The sequence below is a fragment of the Streptomyces sp. NPDC033270 genome, from assembly GCF_055576575.1.
The window spans coordinates 129,582-146,376 of the sequence record NZ_JBVIRA010000014.1 but is presented as its reverse complement, the minus strand read 5'-3'; the positions used below and the strand labels follow the sequence as shown (position 1 = coordinate 146,376).

The following is a 16,795-nucleotide window of genomic DNA, read 5'->3' as shown; positions in this document are numbered from 1 at the left end:
ACCGGGCCACAGAGGGACGAAGGGAACCCGACACACCCTCCTTTTTCTGCGGTTCCCGGCGCCCTCCCCGGGCGTCGCCGTCCGACGCCCGGGGCCTGGGCCGCATCGGTCAGAACACGAAGACCGAGCCACTGCCGGCGTTCATCGCACAGGAGTTGGCGAAGGTGTAGGTGTACGACACTCGCTTGCCCTGCCACACGCCGTCCGCGGTGACCACTATCGGTGCCCACTCCTTGGTGCACATCCGCCCCGACGTGGTGTTGGTCACCGCGCCGAAGTCGCCGGCCACCGCACGCAGTTGGGTGCAGGCGGCCTTCGGGGCCGGGTGGCTGCCGGTCGCCACCGGCGTACAGCTGAGCGTCACCGCGCGCTGCACCGTGGCGGTCGCGCGGCTTTCGCCCTGACCGACGGTCAGCACCAGTTCGGACGGCGCGTAGAGCCCACCGGACCGCGCGGGCTGCGCCGGGGCGGCGACGGCCTGTGCGGTGGTGGCAAGCGTGCCCAGAACCAGCGCCGCGCCGAACGCGACCGCCCCAGTGATGTACCGCATGAAGAACACTCCCTTGTGCTCGAAGGTGTAGATGCCGGACCGGAGTCTGGCCCAACCGCGCACCGAAAAGCACCCTGATCGTGCATCAGGCGATCGCTTTGAGTCGTTGAATGAAAGCTGAGGGTAATGGCGCAAACGAGTCGGAGGTGGACGAAGGGGGGCGGGTTGCCCGGTGTGCGGCCAGCGGGGATGCCCCGCCCGTCATGCTCGTGGCATGAGCCGTTCGTGGCCGGAAGGGAGGAATCCGGCCGCCGACCGGTCGTTCGGGAGGGTTTCGATCTCCGTCGATTGGCCGAAGAGGAGGGCCGGAGGCGGCCTCCGGGCAGCCCGGCCCGCCGGCCGGGGTAAGAGGCGCCCCGCCCGGGGCCGGCTTACCTCTCGGGCCGGTGCCGTCTCACCCGTCCCCGATCCGGGTCGGCTCCCCGTCCGGGCGGCGCCGCCCGCCCGTGCCCGCCCTCAGGCCTGCCCGGTCTCGAAGCGGCTCACCTTGCCGTCCGCCACCGTGAACGACCAGCGCGTACGCATCGCCCCCCAGGTGTCGTTGCGGTAGTTCGCCACCAAGGACCGCCCGCCGTCCGACTCCGACTCCACGTCCATGTGTCCGCGCGACCCGAAGATCTCCCGGTCGGACCACTGCCGCAGATCCCGGTCGGAGCCGTCGTCGGACATCGTCGCGTCGGGCGTGAGCGCGGCGAAGAACGCCTGCTCGTCGTTGCTGTTGAGGGCGGTGACCAGGGCGCGCACCGCGGGGTCGGACAGCTGGTCGGCGGGGATGGTCATGGCGGGGCTCCTTGGTTCTCAGGGCCTGTCCGATGGGTCAGGCCCTGGGCGGGGTGGCGGGCTTTCGTCCGGGCTTGCGGAAGACGGAGAGGATCAGGGTGAGCGCGGTGCCGGCCACCGCCCAGGCGGAGAGCACCAGCAGGGGGCAGGTCACCGCCGCGCCGCGGAAGTAGGCGAGCGAACGCGCCGTCCAGGTGCCCGCGCCCGGCGGGAGGGCGGGGCCGATGGCCCGCCAGAACGGGGGCAGCAGGGGGTAGGGGTAGGCGCCGCCCGCGCTCGGGTTGCCGAGGATGACGATCAGCAGGATCGCCAGGCCGATGCCGACGATGCCCAGCAGGGCCTGGCAGGCCAGGGTGGTGGCGCCGACCGCGAAGACGACCAGTGCGCCCAGGCCCCACAGTCCGAAGAAGGTGCCGGGCAGTGCGCCCAGGACGGGTCCGACGACGATCGTGCCGGCCAGCCCGGCGGCGATCGCGTACACGGCCAGCGCGGCCAGCCGGATGACCGCCCGGTGCCCGTTGGAGGGGCGCGCCCCGGCGCTGATCGCGAGGATCGCGGCGCACAGATAGCCGCCGACGCACCAGCCGACGACGAGGTAGAAGGACGACAGGCTGCGGGCGTCGTCCCGGTCGGTGGGGGCCACGTCCACCGTGCGTACGGTGCGCCGCTCGGCCTTCTCGGCCGCGCGGACGACCAGCTCGACCGCCTGGGAGAGGGAGGCGCCGCCGCCGCTCGCCACCAGGAGCCGGTCGCTGCTGCCGCGCGGGTCGACGATCAGTGCGCCGTCGATCGTCCGGTCCTCGATCTGGCGCCGCGCCGCGCGTTCGGACGCCGCCGTGCGCGGGTCCAGCGGTGAGCCGGGCAGGCGGTCCAGTTTGCGCACCAGCTGTCCGGCGGCGGGCGGGGGAGCGACCACGGCGAACGGCACGTCGACCGGCTTGGGCCGGTGGAAGGCTCCGGCGTAGGACGCGATGAACGCGATCATCAGGCCCAGGACGCCGAGCACCAGCAGCGAGGCGTGCGGTGTCACCGCGCTCTTCACCTCCCCGAGGAAGGTGGTGCGGGTGCGGTCCTCCGTCGTGGGCATGCGTCGCTCCTCGCCACACCTGTGCCGCCGTTATGAGGCTTTTGCTCCTTCATCTTCCGGTGGGCGGCGAGGGTGCGCAGACCGGGTGGGGCTGATCGGCGGACGGCGGGAGGCGGCCCCGGCGTGGCGTTCGTACGAATGTTCGATGTCCGGGTTATGGTGGAGAGGAGGAACGAGGGACACAGGGTCGGCCGGGGGGCGGATGAGGTGCAGGAGGTGTGGATGCCCGGGTTCACGCATCTGCACACCGCTTCGGGGTTCTCCCTGCGCTACGGCGCCTCCCATCCGGAGCGGCTCGCCGAGCGCGCCGCCGAGCGCGGTATGGACGCCCTCGCGCTGACCGACCGGGACGGGCTCTCCGGCGCCGTACGCTTCGCCAAGGCCGCCGCCGAGGCCGGCATCCGCCCGCTGTTCGGCAGTGAACTCGCCGTGGCGGAGCGCGTACCGGACCCCGCGGCCGCCGCGGCCACCGCGCGACGGCGCACCCCGGTGCGCGGCGGCGCCTTCCTCGACGAGTCCGCCGCCCGCGCCGTCTTCCTGGCCCGCGACGGAGCGGCCGGCTGGGCCGCCCTGTGCCGGCTGGTTTCGGCCGCCCACGCGGGCCGGGCCGAGCAGCCCGTCCTCCCCTGGAGCGCCCTGGAGTCCGCCTCGGCCGGACTGACCGTGCTGCTGGGACCGGACTCCGAGGTCGGCCGGGCGCTGGCCGCCGGCCGCCCGGACCGCGCCGCCCGGCTCATCACCCCCTGGCGGGAGCTGTACGGCCAGGCGCTGCGCCTGGAGGTCGTCGACCACGGCCGGTCCGGCGGCGGCCCCGGCTCCTCGCGGCTGGCCGCCCGCACCCTCGGCTTCGCCGTCGACCAGGGCGTCCGCGCCGTGCTGACCAACGCGGTCCGCTACGCCGACCCCGGCCAGGGCCCGGTGGCCGACGTCCTGGACTCCGCCCGCCGCCTGGTGCCGGTGGACCCGCGCCGCCCCGAGGCCCTCGACGGCGGCGAGCGCTGGCTCAAGGACACCGCCGCGATGAGCCGCGTCGCCGAACGGGTCGCCGAGGCGGCCGGCTTCCGGCGCGGCCTGGCGCACCGCCTGCTCGCCATGACCGAGGAGACCGCGGGCGAGTGCCTGGTGGACCCGCAGGACGACATCGGGCTCGGCCGGATCCACTTCCCCGAGCCCCGGCTGGTGGGCGCGGAGCACCGCACCGCCGCCCGGGTGCTGCGCTCGCGCTGCGCCGCCGGCATGGTGCTGCACGGCTACGACCGCGACCGCGGGCGCTGGGCGCGGCTCCACGACGAACTGCGCACGATCGAACGGCTCGGCTACCCCTCGTACTTCCTGACGGTCGCTCGGGTCGTGGACGACATACGGGAGCGGGGCATCCGGGTCGCGGCCCGCGGGTCCGGCGCCGGCTCCCTGGTCAACCACCTCCTGGGCATCGCACACGCCGACCCGGTCGCGCACGGGCTGCTGATGGAGCGCTTCCTGTCCGAACGGCGGGCGGCGCTGCCGGACATCGACATCGACGTGGAGTCCGCCCGCCGGCTGGAGGTCTACCGCGCGATCTTCGACCGCTTCGGCGCGGAGCGGGTCGCGACGGTCTCGATGCCCGAGACCTACCGCGTACGGCACGCCGTACGGGACGTGGGCGCCGCCCTGGGCATGGACCCGGCGCGGGTGGACCGGCTCGCCAAGGCCTTCCCGCACATCCGCGCCCGCGACGCCCGGGCGGCGCTGGCGGAGCTGCCGGAGCTGCGCGGGGTGCGGGAGGCCGGCACCGAACGGCTGTGGCGGCTGGTCGAGGCGCTGGACGCGCTGCCGCGCGGGATCGCCATGCACCCGTGCGGGGTGCTGCTCTCCGACGCCACGCTGCTGGACCGCACGCCCGTCGTGCCCACCAGCGGCGAGGGCTTTGCGATGTCGCAGTTCGACAAGGACGACGTGGAGGAGATGGGGCTGCTCAAGCTCGATGTGCTGGGCGTGCGGATGCAGTCCGCGATGGCGCACGCGGTCGCCGAGATCGGCCGGGCCACGGGGCGCCGGCTCGACCTCGACGACCCCGCGCAGGTGCCGCCCGGCGACCCGGCCACCTACGACCTGATCCGCTCGACCGAGACCCTGGGCTGCTTCCAGATCGAGTCGCCGGGCCAGCGCGACCTGATCGGACGGCTGCAGCCGGCCACCTTCCACGACCTGGTCGTCGACATCTCCCTGTTCCGCCCGGGGCCGGTCGCCGCCGACATGGTGCGGCCCTTCGTCGAGGCCCGGCACGGCCGCAAGCCCGTCCGCTATCCGCACCCCGACCTGGAGGAACCGCTGCGCGAGACCTACGGGGTGGTGGTCTTCCACGAGCAGATCATCGAGATGCTGCGGATCATGACGGGCTGCGCGCGGGACGAGGCGGACGAGAAGCGGCGCGCGCTGTCGGATCCGGAGCTGCGGGGCCGGGTGAGCGCCTGGTTCGCCCGGTGCGCCGAGCGGCGCGGGTACGCCCCCGAGGTGATCGCCCGCACCTGGGAGATCGTCGAGGCCTTCGGTTCGTACGGCTTCTGCAAGGCGCATGCGGTGGCCTTCGCGGTGCCCACCTACCAGTCCGCCTGGCTCAAGGCGCACCACCCCGCGGCCTTCTACGCCGGGCTGCTCACCCATGACCCGGGGATGTATCCCAAGCGGCTGCTGCTGGCGGACGCGCGGCGGCGCGGGGTGCCGGTGCTGCCGCTGGACGTGAACCGTTCGGCGGTCGCCCACCGGATCGAACTGGTGTCCGGTGTAGAGGGTTCCCGCGGTGTCTGGGGACTGCGGCTCGCCCTCGGTGACGTCCACGGCATGAGCGAGGCCGAGGCGCATCGGATCGCGGCCGGGCAGCCCTACCGCTCCCTGCAGGACCTGTGGCAGCGGGCCCGGCCGTCCCGCCCGGTGGCCGAACGCCTCGCCCGGGTGGGCGCGTTGGACGCCTTCGGCGCCAACCGCCGCGATCTGCTGCTGTACGTCGCCGAGCTGCACCATCACGGACGGCAGGCGTCCGGCGGCCAGCTGACGCTGAGCATGGGGCAGGAGACGGGGGCCACTGCGGGCGGAGCCGGGAGCGTGGGGGAGGCCGATCCGGTCCAGCCGGTGGGGCTGCCCGACCTCGACGACGTCGAACGGCTCAGCGCCGAGCTGGGCGTCCTCGGGATGGACGCCTCCCGCCATCTGATGGCCGACCACCAGGAGTTCCTCGCGGAGCTGGGCGCGCTGCCGGCCCGGCTGCTGCAAAGCGCCGGGCACGGCGAGACGGTGTTGGTGGCCGGCGCCAAGGCGGCCACCCAGACACCGCCGATCCGCTCCGGCCACCGGGTCATCTTCACCACCCTCGACGACAGCACGGGGCTGGTCGACTGCGCCTTCTTCGAGGACAGCCACGAGGCCTGCGCCCACACCGTCTTCCACTCCTGGCTGCTGCTGGTGCGCGGGACGGTCCAGCGGCGCGGGCCGCGCAGCCTCAGCGTGGTCGGCGCGGCCGCCTGGAACCTCGCCGAGCTGGCCGAACTCCGCCACGAGGGCGGCCTGGAGGCGGTCGCCGCCCGGCTCGCCGAGGGGCCGGACCGTCCCCCGCGCCCCGTCCGGGAGGGGGCGCCCCCGGCGGCCGGGACGGACAAGGAGTCCGGCGCGGAACCCGGCAAGGAGACCGAGGCCGCCGGCACCCCGGGCCGCACCATCCGGCTGGAGACCGGCTATGAGCTGCACCCCTGGGCCGACCTCCAGCCCCCGGGCGAACGCGCCGCCACCGGCCGCAAGTTGTGGCACTCCAGCCCGGGGAGCGCGGGATGAGCGCCCCCGGTCTGGAGCCCCCCGGCGCCGCGCGGCCGCCGGGCATGCTCCATGTACGGTTCGGGGCCGCCGGCGACGCCCCCGTCGGCGCCGCGGAGTTCGAGCGGCTGCTGGCACTGCTGGCGCAGTTCACCCCGATGATCGAGGCGCTGCCGCCGGACGCCGCGCTGGCGGACGTCCGCGGCGCGCTGCGCTACTTCGACCGGGACGCGGCGGGTATCGCCGAGCTGATCCGGCTGCGCGCGCTGGCCTGGCACGGTGTGCGCTGCACGATCGGGATCGCCGCCAACCCGCTGCTCGCCCGGATGGCGGCCCAGGGGGCGGCGCCCGGGCAGATCCGGGTCGTCCCCGACGACGCCGCGGCCGTCGCGGCCTTCCTCGACCGCCGGCCGGCGTCCGCGCTGCTCGGCGTCGGCCCGGCGACCGCGCGCGCCCTGTCCGCGTACGGGCTCGACAGCGTCGGCCGGATCGCCGCCGCACCGCCCGCGACCCTGCAGCGGATCCTCGGTGCGAAGACCGGCCGGATGGTGTACGAACGAGCCCGTGGCATCGATCCGACACCGGTCGTGCCCAATGCCGCGGCCCGCTCGATGGGCGCCGAACACCGCTTCGTCCACGACGAGCTGGATCCGGCCAGGCGCCGCCGGGCGCTGCTCTCGCTCGCCGACGGCCTCGGGGCCCGGATGCGCGCGAGCGGGCAGGTGGCCCGCGCGCTCACCCTCACCGTCCGCTACGCCGACCGCTCCACGACGACCCGCACCCGGCGGCTGGACGAGCCGACCGCTCACGGGCCCGCGCTGACCGGGGCGGCCTACGCGCTGCACGCCGCGCTCGGGCTGCAGCGGGCCCGGGTGCGGTCCGTGGCACTGCGCGCCGAGGACCTCTGCCGCGCCGAACTCGCCGCCCACCAGCTGACCTTCGACCCGTCCGACGACAAGGCGCACCGCATCGAGGCGGCCGCCGACCGGGCCAGGGCGCGCTTCGGCACCGGTGCCGTGCGTCCCGCGGCCACCCTCGGCGGAGCCGGCCACCGGCCTCAGTCGTAGAGCCGCTCCGCATACCGCGGGCCGTAGTGCTCCATCAGCTCCTCCAGGGATCTGTCCTGGTCCTCAAGGCTCCTGACGATCCGGGCCCGCGAGGGCAGCGCGTCCGGCTGCCAGGTCTCCGGCTTCCACAGCTGCGCGCGCAGCAGGGCCTTGGAGCAGTGGTAGAAGACCTCCTCCACCTCCACCAGCAGCGCCAGCCGCGGGCGGTGGCCCTTGACTGTCAGCGCGTCGAAGAACGGGGCGTCCCGCAGCAGCCGGGCGCGGCCGTTGATGCGCAGGGTGTCACCGCGCCCCGGAACGAGGTAGTTCAGCCCGACCCGGGGATTGGCCAGGATGTTCAAGAAGCCGTCCGCGCGCCTGTTGCCGGGGCGGTCCGGGATCACCAAGGTGGTGTCGTCCAGGACATGGGTGAAGCCCGCGGGGTCGCCCTTGGGGGAGACGTCGCACCAGCCCCGCGCGTCCGCGGTGGCCATCATGCAGAACGGCGAGCGCGCCAGCCACTCGCGGTCGAGGTCGTGCAGCCGATGGCGGGTCTTGTGAGCGGCGTGGGACGTGGGCTCGCCGATCAGTTCGCGCAGTTCCTCCTCCGACGAGACCTCCTCGATCCCGGCCGGATCCGCCGTCCGTGCGGTCTCCATGTGCGCACCCCCCGTTCACTCCTTGGTCAAGGCATTACCGACTGTAGGCGACGGGACTGACAGCCGCACCGCCGCGGCACAGGAGTGAGGCGCAGGACACGGCGCGGGAGGGAACCCGCCGCCGGACGATCTGGGCATACGGTGAAGATTGCGTGTTGTTTCCTTCACCGTCACACCGCTGGTACACCCTGCTTACTCGGCCGTAACTTACTTGCCAGTCAACTGCGTTGGCCCTTGCGATCCGGATCGCAGGTGAACGGCTCACGGAGCACTTCGGAGTCCCCTCACCCCCGCAAGGAGCATCGTATGAAGCTGCGCTGGTCACGAACGCTCACCCTCCTCCCCGCCCTCGCCCTGGCCCTCGGCGTCACCACCGCCCCGGCCGCTGCCGCCCCCACCGTCAGCAGCGGCTGGAACAACTACTCCTGCAAGCCCTCCGCCGCCCACCCCCGGCCGGTGATCCTGGTACACGGCACGTTCGGCAACTCCGTCGACAACTGGCTCGGCCTCGCGCCCTACTTGGTGGCCCGCGGCTACTGCGTCTTCTCCCTGGACTACGGCCAGTTGCCCGGCGTCCCGCTCTTCCACGGCCTGGGCCCGGTGGACGCCTCCGCCCGGCAGCTCGCCTCGTACGTCGACCGGGTGCTGGCCGCCACCGGGGCGAGCAGGACCGATCTGGTCGGCCACTCGCAGGGCGGCATGATGCCCCGGGTGTACCTGAAGTTCCACGGTGGCGCGAAGAAGGTGAACGCGCTGGTCGGACTGGCTCCCGACAACCACGGCACCGACCTGGACGGCCTGACCCGGCTGCTGGACCTGTTCCCCGGCGCCAAGGGCCACCTCGAAGGGCTGACCCCTGGTCTGACCGACCAGATCGTCGGCTCCGAGGTCCTCAACCGCCTCAACGAGGGCGGCGACACCGTCCCCGGGGTGCACTACACCGTGATCGCGACGAAGTACGACGAGGTCGTCACGCCCTACCGGAGCGGCTTCCTCGACGGCCCCGACGTGCGCAACGTCCTGCTCCAGGACCTGTGTCCGGCCGACCTCTCCGAGCATCTGGCCATCGGGCTCGGCGACCGCCTCGCCTTCCACGAGACGGCCAACGCCCTCGACCCGGCGCACGCGACCCCGACCACCTGCCTCTCCGGCTGACCGGAGCCGGCCCGGCCTGCCACCCGCGGGCCGGGCCGTCCTCTCCGGTGGCGCCGGAGGCGCCGGTCTCAGAAGTCCAGCAGCGCCTCGGCGCACTCCTCCGCCAACTCCTCGGCGTGCGGCGGCAGCGGCGTTCCGCCGCGCAGATGACGGCGTACCAGCGACAGCGGCACATCGACGACGGCGAGTGACACCCGGTCCAGACTCTCGGTGCCGTGGACGCCCAGTGCGCCCGCGAGCGCCGCCAAAGAGGCCCGCACCCGCATGTTCCCCTCGTTCGCGCGCCGCAGATGGTCGTCCGACCAGTCGTCCCGCCCGAATTCATGGGCGCCGTACAGCAGCAGCGCGGCCTCCTGCGGATGGGCGCGGCTCCAGGCCACGACGTGCCGGGCGGCCGCCCGGCCTCCGGCGCGCGGGTCGTTCGACGACTCCAGGGCCTTGAAGTACCCCTGTTGAAAGCCCTCGACGGTCCGCAGCCACACCTCGGCCAGCAGCGCCGAGCGGCCGGCGAAGCGGTGGTAGAGCGACCCGCTGGTCGCGCCGACGGCCGCCGCGACCGCGGACATGGTCACGCCCGCGGGCCCGGACTCGGCCGCCAGTCGTACGGCGGCGTCGAGCAGCTGCGGGGTCTCGAAACGAGGTGGCCTGGCCATGTTCTAGAGGGTACTCTCCACTATATTAGAGGACACTCTCTAGAAAGGTCTCTCTGAAACCTCTCGCGGCAACGCGCCGGCGCAGCGTGCCGACGCGCCCGCGGTGCCGGAACGGCGGACGGGGAGACCGGAAAGGTCTGCGCCCATGGGCGTCTACAACGTGCACGAGCGGGAGCTGCCGGTGCCCGCGGCCGAGGCCGGCCTGCTGATCGACGGCCTGTCCGGCGACGGCGACCGCCTCTGGCCGCGCGGCGACTGGCCCCCGATGCTGCTCGACGGGCCGCTGGCGCCGGGAGTGGCCGGCGGCCACGGCCCGGTCCGCTACACCGTGGCGGCGTACGAACCGGGCCGGTGGGTGCGCTTCACCTTCAGCGGGCCGCGCGGCTTCGACGGCTTCCACGAATACACCGTCCATCCGCTCGCACCGGACCGCACCCTGCTGCGCCACACCCTCGCCATGCGCGCCCACGGCCTCGCCCGGCTCACCTGGCCGCTGGCCTACCGGCACTTCCACGACGCCGTCCTGGAGGACAGCCTGGACGGCGCCGAGCGGGCCTGCACGGGCACCGTCGCCCGGCCCGCCCGCTGGAACGGCTACACCCGCCTGCTGCGCCGCCTGAGCCGGTGACCCCGACGCCGCGCGGGAACCGCTCCGCGGGCCCGTCCGGTGGGTCGCGGCCGGGCCCCGACCGCGACCCACCGGACGTCGCCTAAGGGTTGTCCGAGGGGGCCAGGGCCTAGCGCAGGCCCCGGCGCAGCGTCAGAAAACCGCAGGCGGCGCACGCGAGCACCGCCGGGATCACCAGCAGCCATCCGGAGAAGGCCAGGACCGCCGCGGTCAGCAGCGAGCTGGCCACCACGCCGCACCACAGGGGAGTGCGGCGCGGCAGCAGCACCAGCGCGGCGGCCAGTCCGGCGAGGGTCACCGCCGCCAGGCAGGTGGCGGTGGCCCTCATCAGCAGGTCCAGATCGGCGCCGCCCCATCCGGCCGCCGCCCCCACCGCCACGGCCGTCCCGCCCAGCACCGCGAGCGAGCGCCGCGGCACCTCGCCCGGCGCACCGCCCTTGGCCAGCAGGCGCGGCGCCGCGCCGTCCCGGCCCAGCGCCGCACCGAGCCGGGAGGCCCCGGCCAGGTACGAGTTGACCGCCCCGAAGGTGAGGAAGAGCGCGGCCGCGGCGGCCACCGGGCGGGCGGCGGAGCCCACGCTCCGGGCGAGCAGTTCGGTCAGCGGGGTGTCGGTGTCGGCCGCCGCCGGGCCCAGCACACCGATCGTGACCACCGCGAGCCCCAGGTAGAGCACGGTGATGACGAGCAGCGTACGGCGCGTCACCCGCGGCAGGTCGCGCCGCGGATCGGCGAACTCGCCCGACAGATGGCTGGCCGCCTCCCAGCCGGCGAACGCGAAGAACAGCACCGAGGCCGCCGCCCCGACCGACGGCCAGCCGCCGGGCAGGAACGGTGTGAAGTGCGCGGCGGACATCTGCGGCGCGGCGGTCAGTACCGTGCACAGCAGCACCGCCGCCAGCAGCCCGCCCAGCAGCAGCTGGACCCGGCCCGACATCCGCAGCCCGACCGCGTTGGAGACCAGCGACCCCGCCAGCACCGCGCCGGCGACGGCATACGCCCCCGCCTCCCCCCAACCGGCCGCGTCGGCCACGTACTTCCCGCCGATCCAGGCCGCCGAGACGACGCCGATCGGCACCGCGCCGTAGAACCACCACCCCACCACGGCCGCGGCCCGCGGCCCGATCGCCCGGTGCACATACGTGGCCACGCCCCCGCCGTCGGGGAACCGCGCCCCGAGCGCCGCGAAGGAGGCGGCCACCGGCACACACATCGCCAGCAGCACCACCCACGCCAGGATCGAGGCGGGGCCGGCCGCGGCGGCGGCCAGGGACGGCAGGGTCAGGACACCGGGGCCGAGCACCGCACCGGCACACAACGCGGTACCGCTGCCGATGCCCAGCCGCCGTATATCCGCCCGTTCAGGGGCGGCAAGGGATGTTTCTTGTACGGTCACAGTCGCAGAAGGTAACCGTCTGGTTGATCGATATGGTCTCCGGCCGAACGAAATTCGGCAGCTGGGCCACCATGGTTCCCATGGACGACATTGATTCGGCGATTGTCCGCGAACTGCAGCGCGATGCACGGCAGACCAACCGCGAGCTGGCCCGCATGCTCAACATCGCGCCCTCCACCTGCCTGGAGCGGGTCCGAGCGCTGCGCGCCCGCGGCGTGATCACCGGCTACCGCGCCAGGGTGGACCTGCGCGCCCTCAACCGCCCCGTACAGGCGCTGCTCACCATCCGCATCCGCCCCATGAACCGCGAGGTCATCGAGCGCTTCAAGACCTTTCTGACCTCGCTGCCCGAAGTGCTCAGCGTCTACGTCGTCGCGGGCGGCGACGACTTCCTGGTCCATGTCGCCGTCCCGGACGTCGACCGGCTGCACACCCTGCTGATGGACCAGGTCTTCAAGCGCCGCGAAGTCGTCGACTGCCGCAGCTCCTTCATCTACCAGCACGTCGCCAACGACATCATCGAACCGCTGCCCTGAACGGACCGCAACGGCGCGACGCCGCCCCCGGTCCACGAGGGGCGGCGTCGCTTCCCCGGAGGGGCCGGATGCCGGGGTACGGGGCCGGGTCAGCCGCGGTGGCGGGCGGCCCGGCGGCGGGAGGTGGCGAACAGCACCCCGGCGCCCGCGGCCAGCACCGCCGCGCCGCCGATGGCTATCGGGGCGGTCGAGCCGTCACCACCGGTCTCGGCCAGCCGCTGCCCGGCGAGCGGCTTGGTGCCCCCGTCGGGCCGTGCGGCGTTGCCGTCGTGCGCGGCGCCGTTGTCTCCGGCGAGTGCCGGCCGGTCGGCGCCGGCCTGGGGTGCCGCGTGGTCGTGGCCGCCCGCGCCGGCCCCCTGGTGGCTGTGCTGGCGCAGATCCGCCGACGCCTTCTCGGCGCCCGCGGCGATCTGGGTGTCCGTCGGCGCGGAGGCGGTCGGCGCGGGCGCCGCGGCGGAGCCCCCGGAGCCGGCCTTGTCCTTCCCGAAGACCACGTCGGAGCAGGTGTAGAACGCCTCGGGGCTGTCCGACCGCTGCCAGATGCTGTAGATCAGATGGCGCCCGGACCGCGCCGGCACCTTTCCGTCGAAGACGTACTCCCCGTTGGTCAGCGTCGGGTCGGTCACCTTCGCGAAGGGCTTCGCCTCCAGGTCCGACCACTTCAGCGGCTTGGTCGGGTCATAGCCGGCCTTGGTGAGGTACAGCTCGAAGGAGCCCCTGTGCGGGGCGGTGGCCTTGTAGTGGAACGTGTGCTTGCCGGCCCGCATCTTGGAGGACGGCCAGTCGGCGCGCGGCAGGTCCAGGCCCTTGAACGCGGCGTCGCCGCCGCTGCAGAGCTTGCCGTCGGGGATCTTCTCCTTCGACTTGCCGCCGGCGTTGCCGTCCCGGACCCCGTTCCAGTCGTAGAACGCCTGCGCCCCACCGGCCTGCACGGCGGCCTTGCACGCCGCGGACCGCGGGCTCTCCGGCCCCTCCGCGTAGCAGGCGAAGACCCGGCTGACCGGATCCGACATCGAACCGTGCGCGGCCGCCGGGCTCGCGGTCAGGACGGTGAGCGCGAGCGGGGCGATACCGACCAGCGCGATCCCGGTGGCCTTGCGACGAGCGGTCATCGTGGGGGTCTCCTTCATCCGTTGCGTCGAGAGGGGGCAAGGGGCGGCGATGTGGTGGGGGGTCGGGATGCGTGCGCCCGCGCCGCCCCCCGGAGTACGGCGCCGACGACCCGCAACGCCGCCTTGCGAGAAGCACGCTAGCCCCGCTGAACAGCGGATTTGAGGCCCGAAGGACGATCCTGAGGATCTTTATGGTGGGCTTAAGGCATGGCTAAGCGGGGCCACAGGAAGGCGGGGAGGAACCGGGCATCGAAGCGGTGGGCCCGCGCCGGGCTCGGGGGGCGGGATGTGCCCGACGCCCCGTCACCCGATGCCCCGTCACCCGACGGCCTCAGCCTCGCCCCACCTCCCGTACGTAGCGCCACTCCTCGGCGAACGGCCGGTAGCCGAGGCGCCGGTTGATCGTGCGCATCGGGGTGTTGGCGGCGTCGTTGCCGGTGAACGCCTCGGTGCAGCCGTGGTCGCGGGCGCGGTGGAGGGAGGCGGTCTTGGCCAGGCGGGCCAGGCCCCGGCCGCGGAAGGCGCGGCGGATGCCGGTCATGGCGGAGGCGTAGCGGCCCAGGCCGTCGGTCGCCGCCAGGCTGAAGGCGGCGAGCTCGCCGTCGACGGTCACCACCGAGGTGAGGTCCAGGTCGATATGCGGGTGCTCCCAGGTGTGCCGCAGCCAGTCCTCGTAGGCCATGGCGTCGCTCGCGACATCGCCCGGCTCGTCGGCGCCGGCCTCGGCGTCCGCCTCGGCGGCCGCCGCGTACAGGGGGCGTGGGTCGGCCTCCTGCTCCGCGCCGGTGAGCAGCCGGACACCGGCCGGCAGGGCGGACGGGAGCGGCGGCAGCCCGACCGCCGCGAGATCGAGGCGGAGGTGGCGGACCGGGCGGGTGCGGCGGTAGCCGTGGCGCCGGGCGAAGGCGTGCGCGCCGGGTTCGTCGAGCGCCCAGACGAAGAGGCGGTCGGCGCCCGCCGCCGCGAGGTGCTCCTCGGCCGCGGCCAGCAGGGCCCGGCCCGCGCCCCGGCCGCGGTGGCCGGGGTGGACGTGCAAGGCCGCCGCGGCCCGGCCCGGGACGCGACTGCCGGGCAGCAGCGCCGCGCGGACCGAGCCGACGATCCGGCCGTCCAGCTCGGCGACGAACAGCCGCAGACGCTGCGCCGCACAGGCGGTGGAGACCTCCCAGGCGACCCCCTGCGGAGTGCTGAGCCGATGGGGCACGCCGGCCCGTCGCAGGTCGGCGACGGACTTGGCGTCGGCGGGGCGGAAGTCGCGCACGGTGAGCGTCATGGAGGCGGACGGTACGCGCCGATGCTCCGTTTTGCCGCCCCTTTTCCGGTGGACGGGGCGCGGTTTGCCTCCGCTTTTCCGCACCGCGGTAAGCGGGTGGCTCATTCCGGACGGGCCCGGCCCAACATAAGTGGCCCATGCAACTATCCGGGCGTACGGTGGCCGTGCGGGCCGTCGCCGGGACGCGGCGGCCCGCCGCCCACGTATGGAGGGAGCCGCGAACATGTGCGGAATCACCGGATGGATCTCCTACGACAACGACCTGACCACCCAGCGGCCGACGCTGGAGGCGATGACCGCGACCATGGCCTGCCGCGGCCCGGACGCGGCCGGCAGCTGGCTCGCCGCCCACGCCGCGTTCGGCCACCGCCGGCTCGCCGTCATCGACATCGACGGCGGCGCACAGCCCATGACCGCCGAGCACGACGGCCGCACCCTGGTCGTCACGACGTACAGCGGCGAGGTCTACAACTACCGCGAACTGCGCGCCGAGTTGGCGGGGCTGGGCCACTCCTTCCGCACCAACAGCGACACCGAAGTGGTGCTGCACGCCTACCTCCAGTGGGGCGAGGCGTGCGCCGAGCGCCTCAACGGCATGTACGCCTTCGCGCTCTGGGACCCCCGCACCGAGGAACTGCTGCTGATCCGCGACCGGATGGGCATCAAGCCGCTCTACTACCACCCCACCCCCGACGGAGTGCTCTTCGGCTCCGAGCCCAAGGCGATCCTCGCCCACCCCGCGGTGCGGCCCACCGTCGACGCCGAGGGCCTCGCCGAGCTGATCAGCTTCACCAAGACGCCGGGGCACGCCGTCTACCAGGGCATGCACGAGGTCCGCCCCGGCCATCTCGTCCGCGTCAGCCGCGGCGGGCTGACCGTCCGGCGCTACTGGGCCCTGGAGGCCCGCGAGCACACCGACGGCCTCGACACCACCGTCGCCCACATCCGCGAGCTGCTCGACGACATCGTCGCCCGCCAGCTGATCGCCGATGTGCCGCTGTGCACCCTGCTCTCCGGCGGCCTGGACTCCTCCGTCATCACCGCGCTCGCCGCCGGCGAGCTGGCCGCCCAAGGCGGCGGCCCGGTGCGCTCGTTCGCCGTGGACTTCGCCGGCTACACCGAGCACTTCCGGCCCGACGACCTGCGCGGCACGCCCGACGGGCCGTACGCCCACGCCCTGGCCGAGCACGTCCGCTCCGACCACCGCGACATCGTCCTGGACACCGCCGCCCTGATGGACCCCGGTCACCGCGCCGCGGTGCTCGCCGCCCGCGACCTGCCCAACGGCTTCGGCGACGGCGACACCTCCCTGTACCTGCTGTTCAAGGCCGTCCGCGAGCAGTCCACGGTCGCCCTGTCCGGGGAGTCCGCGGACGAGGTCTTCGGCGGCTACCGCTGGTTCCACGACCCCGCGGCCGTGCACGCCGACACCTTCCCCTGGATCGCGGCGGGCATCGCCAGTCGCTTCGCCGGCGGCGACGCGGTGCGCGAGGCGCTGCTCGACCCCGGCCTGCTCGACAAGATCGACCTGCCCGGATACCAGGCCCGCCGCTACCACGAGGCGCTCGCCGAAGTCCCCTACCTCGACTCCGACACCGGCCTCCAGCGCCGGATGCGCGAGGTCAGCCATCTGCACCTGACCCGCTTCGTGCAGATCCTGCTCGACCGCAAGGACCGGGCCAGCATGGCCGTCGGCCTGGAGGTCCGGGTCCCGTTCTGCGACCACCGCCTCGTCGAGTACGTCTTCAACACCCCCTGGTCGATGAAGACCTTCGACGGCCGGGAGAAGTCGCTGCTGCGCGCCGCCACCCGCGACGTGCTGCCCGACCTGGTCGCCGACCGCGTCAAGAGCCCGTACCCCAGCACCCAGGACCCGCGCTACGCCGAGGCGCTGCGCGCCGAGCTGAAGGACCTGGCCGCCGACCGCGACGCCCCCGTCCGACCACTGCTGGACACCGGCGCCCTCGCCGAGGCCACCGCGGACGGCGCGACCAGCGACATCCGCCCCGCGGCCGAACTGGCCCTGGGCATGGACGCCTGGCTGCGCACGACCGGTACCACCCTGCGGCTGTAGGCCTGCCCGACGGGGCGTGGCCGGGTGCGCGGCGCCAAGGCGTGTCCACAAAGCGACAGGCTCCGG

At 74.0% G+C, this 16,795-nt stretch carries 14 protein-coding genes; 6 read left to right on the top strand and 8 right to left on the bottom strand.

Annotated elements, in window-relative coordinates; all coding sequences use genetic code 11:
• Positions 1–109: 109 nt before the first annotated feature.
• From ACZ5XZ_RS20880 to ACZ5XZ_RS20870, 3 genes are all read right to left on the bottom strand, one after another.
• Entirely contained in the window at positions 110–550 is a 441-nt protein-coding gene (locus ACZ5XZ_RS20880; RefSeq protein ID WP_468980077.1) for a subtilase-type protease inhibitor, read from the bottom strand.
• A gap of 456 nt (positions 551–1,006) precedes the next feature.
• A complete protein-coding gene (locus tag ACZ5XZ_RS20875; protein ID WP_468980075.1) occupies positions 1,007–1,330 on the bottom strand; it encodes a nuclear transport factor 2 family protein in 324 nt (107 codons plus the stop codon).
• Between the two features lie 37 nt (positions 1,331–1,367).
• Positions 1,368–2,417, bottom strand: coding sequence for a DUF3533 domain-containing protein (locus ACZ5XZ_RS20870; RefSeq protein ID WP_468980072.1), 1,050 nt, complete (start codon positions 2,415–2,417; stop codon positions 1,368–1,370).
• Between the two features lie 222 nt (positions 2,418–2,639).
• Between ACZ5XZ_RS20870 and ACZ5XZ_RS20865 the strand changes: the two genes are divergently transcribed.
• Both ACZ5XZ_RS20865 and ACZ5XZ_RS20860 read left to right on the top strand, forming a co-directional pair.
• Entirely contained in the window at positions 2,640–6,221 is a 3,582-nt protein-coding gene (locus tag ACZ5XZ_RS20865) for a DNA polymerase III subunit alpha (protein WP_468980070.1), read from the top strand.
• Entirely contained in the window at positions 6,218–7,267 is a 1,050-nt protein-coding gene (locus tag ACZ5XZ_RS20860) for a DNA polymerase Y family protein (protein WP_468980068.1), read from the top strand. Before ACZ5XZ_RS20865 ends, ACZ5XZ_RS20860 begins: the two co-directional genes overlap by 4 nt.
• Here the strand turns inward: ACZ5XZ_RS20860 and ACZ5XZ_RS20855 are convergent.
• The gene (locus tag ACZ5XZ_RS20855; RefSeq protein WP_468980067.1) at positions 7,258–7,905 is read right to left on the bottom strand and encodes a pyridoxamine 5'-phosphate oxidase family protein; all 648 of its coding nucleotides are present in this window, start codon (positions 7,903–7,905) and stop codon (positions 7,258–7,260) included. The two genes, ACZ5XZ_RS20860 and ACZ5XZ_RS20855, sit on opposite strands and share 10 nt — an antisense overlap.
• A gap of 306 nt (positions 7,906–8,211) precedes the next feature.
• Here ACZ5XZ_RS20855 and ACZ5XZ_RS20850 point away from each other — a divergent pair, with 306 nt between their 5' ends.
• Positions 8,212–9,060: an esterase/lipase family protein gene (locus ACZ5XZ_RS20850; RefSeq protein WP_468980065.1), complete on the top strand. Its 849-nt coding sequence runs from the start codon at positions 8,212–8,214 to the stop codon at positions 9,058–9,060.
• Positions 9,061–9,128: 68 nt separating this feature from the next.
• Here ACZ5XZ_RS20850 and ACZ5XZ_RS20845 read toward each other — a convergent pair whose 3' ends face one another.
• The gene (locus ACZ5XZ_RS20845) at positions 9,129–9,713 is read right to left on the bottom strand and encodes a TetR/AcrR family transcriptional regulator (RefSeq protein ID WP_468980064.1); all 585 of its coding nucleotides are present in this window, start codon (positions 9,711–9,713) and stop codon (positions 9,129–9,131) included.
• A 145-nt stretch (positions 9,714–9,858) separates the two neighbouring features.
• On the opposite strand from ACZ5XZ_RS20845, the gene ACZ5XZ_RS20840 reads away from it, so the two are divergent.
• Positions 9,859–10,341 (top strand): SRPBCC family protein, encoded by a 483-nt coding sequence (locus ACZ5XZ_RS20840; protein WP_468980063.1) that lies wholly within the window; start codon positions 9,859–9,861, stop codon positions 10,339–10,341.
• 109 nt (positions 10,342–10,450) lie between these two features.
• On the opposite strand, the gene ACZ5XZ_RS20835 is transcribed toward ACZ5XZ_RS20840, so the two are convergent.
• Entirely contained in the window at positions 10,451–11,734 is a 1,284-nt protein-coding gene (locus tag ACZ5XZ_RS20835; RefSeq protein WP_468980062.1) for an APC family permease, read from the bottom strand.
• An 80-nt stretch (positions 11,735–11,814) separates the two neighbouring features.
• Between ACZ5XZ_RS20835 and ACZ5XZ_RS20830 the strand changes: the two genes are divergently transcribed.
• Positions 11,815–12,270 (top strand): Lrp/AsnC family transcriptional regulator, encoded by a 456-nt coding sequence (locus tag ACZ5XZ_RS20830; protein WP_384435860.1) that lies wholly within the window; start codon positions 11,815–11,817, stop codon positions 12,268–12,270.
• An 89-nt stretch (positions 12,271–12,359) separates the two neighbouring features.
• On the opposite strand, the gene ACZ5XZ_RS20825 is transcribed toward ACZ5XZ_RS20830, so the two are convergent.
• Both ACZ5XZ_RS20825 and ACZ5XZ_RS20820 read right to left on the bottom strand, forming a co-directional pair.
• Positions 12,360–13,382 (bottom strand): lytic polysaccharide monooxygenase auxiliary activity family 9 protein, encoded by a 1,023-nt coding sequence (locus tag ACZ5XZ_RS20825; protein WP_468980059.1) that lies wholly within the window; start codon positions 13,380–13,382, stop codon positions 12,360–12,362.
• 331 nt (positions 13,383–13,713) lie between these two features.
• On the bottom strand, positions 13,714–14,655 hold the full coding sequence (locus ACZ5XZ_RS20820) for a GNAT family N-acetyltransferase (RefSeq protein ID WP_468980058.1): 942 nt from the start codon (positions 14,653–14,655) through the stop codon (positions 13,714–13,716).
• 223 nt (positions 14,656–14,878) lie between these two features.
• Between ACZ5XZ_RS20820 and asnB the strand changes: the two genes are divergently transcribed.
• Entirely contained in the window at positions 14,879–16,729 is a 1,851-nt protein-coding gene (gene asnB, locus ACZ5XZ_RS20815; protein ID WP_468980057.1) for an asparagine synthase (glutamine-hydrolyzing), read from the top strand.
• The last annotated feature ends 66 nt before the right edge of the window (positions 16,730–16,795 follow it).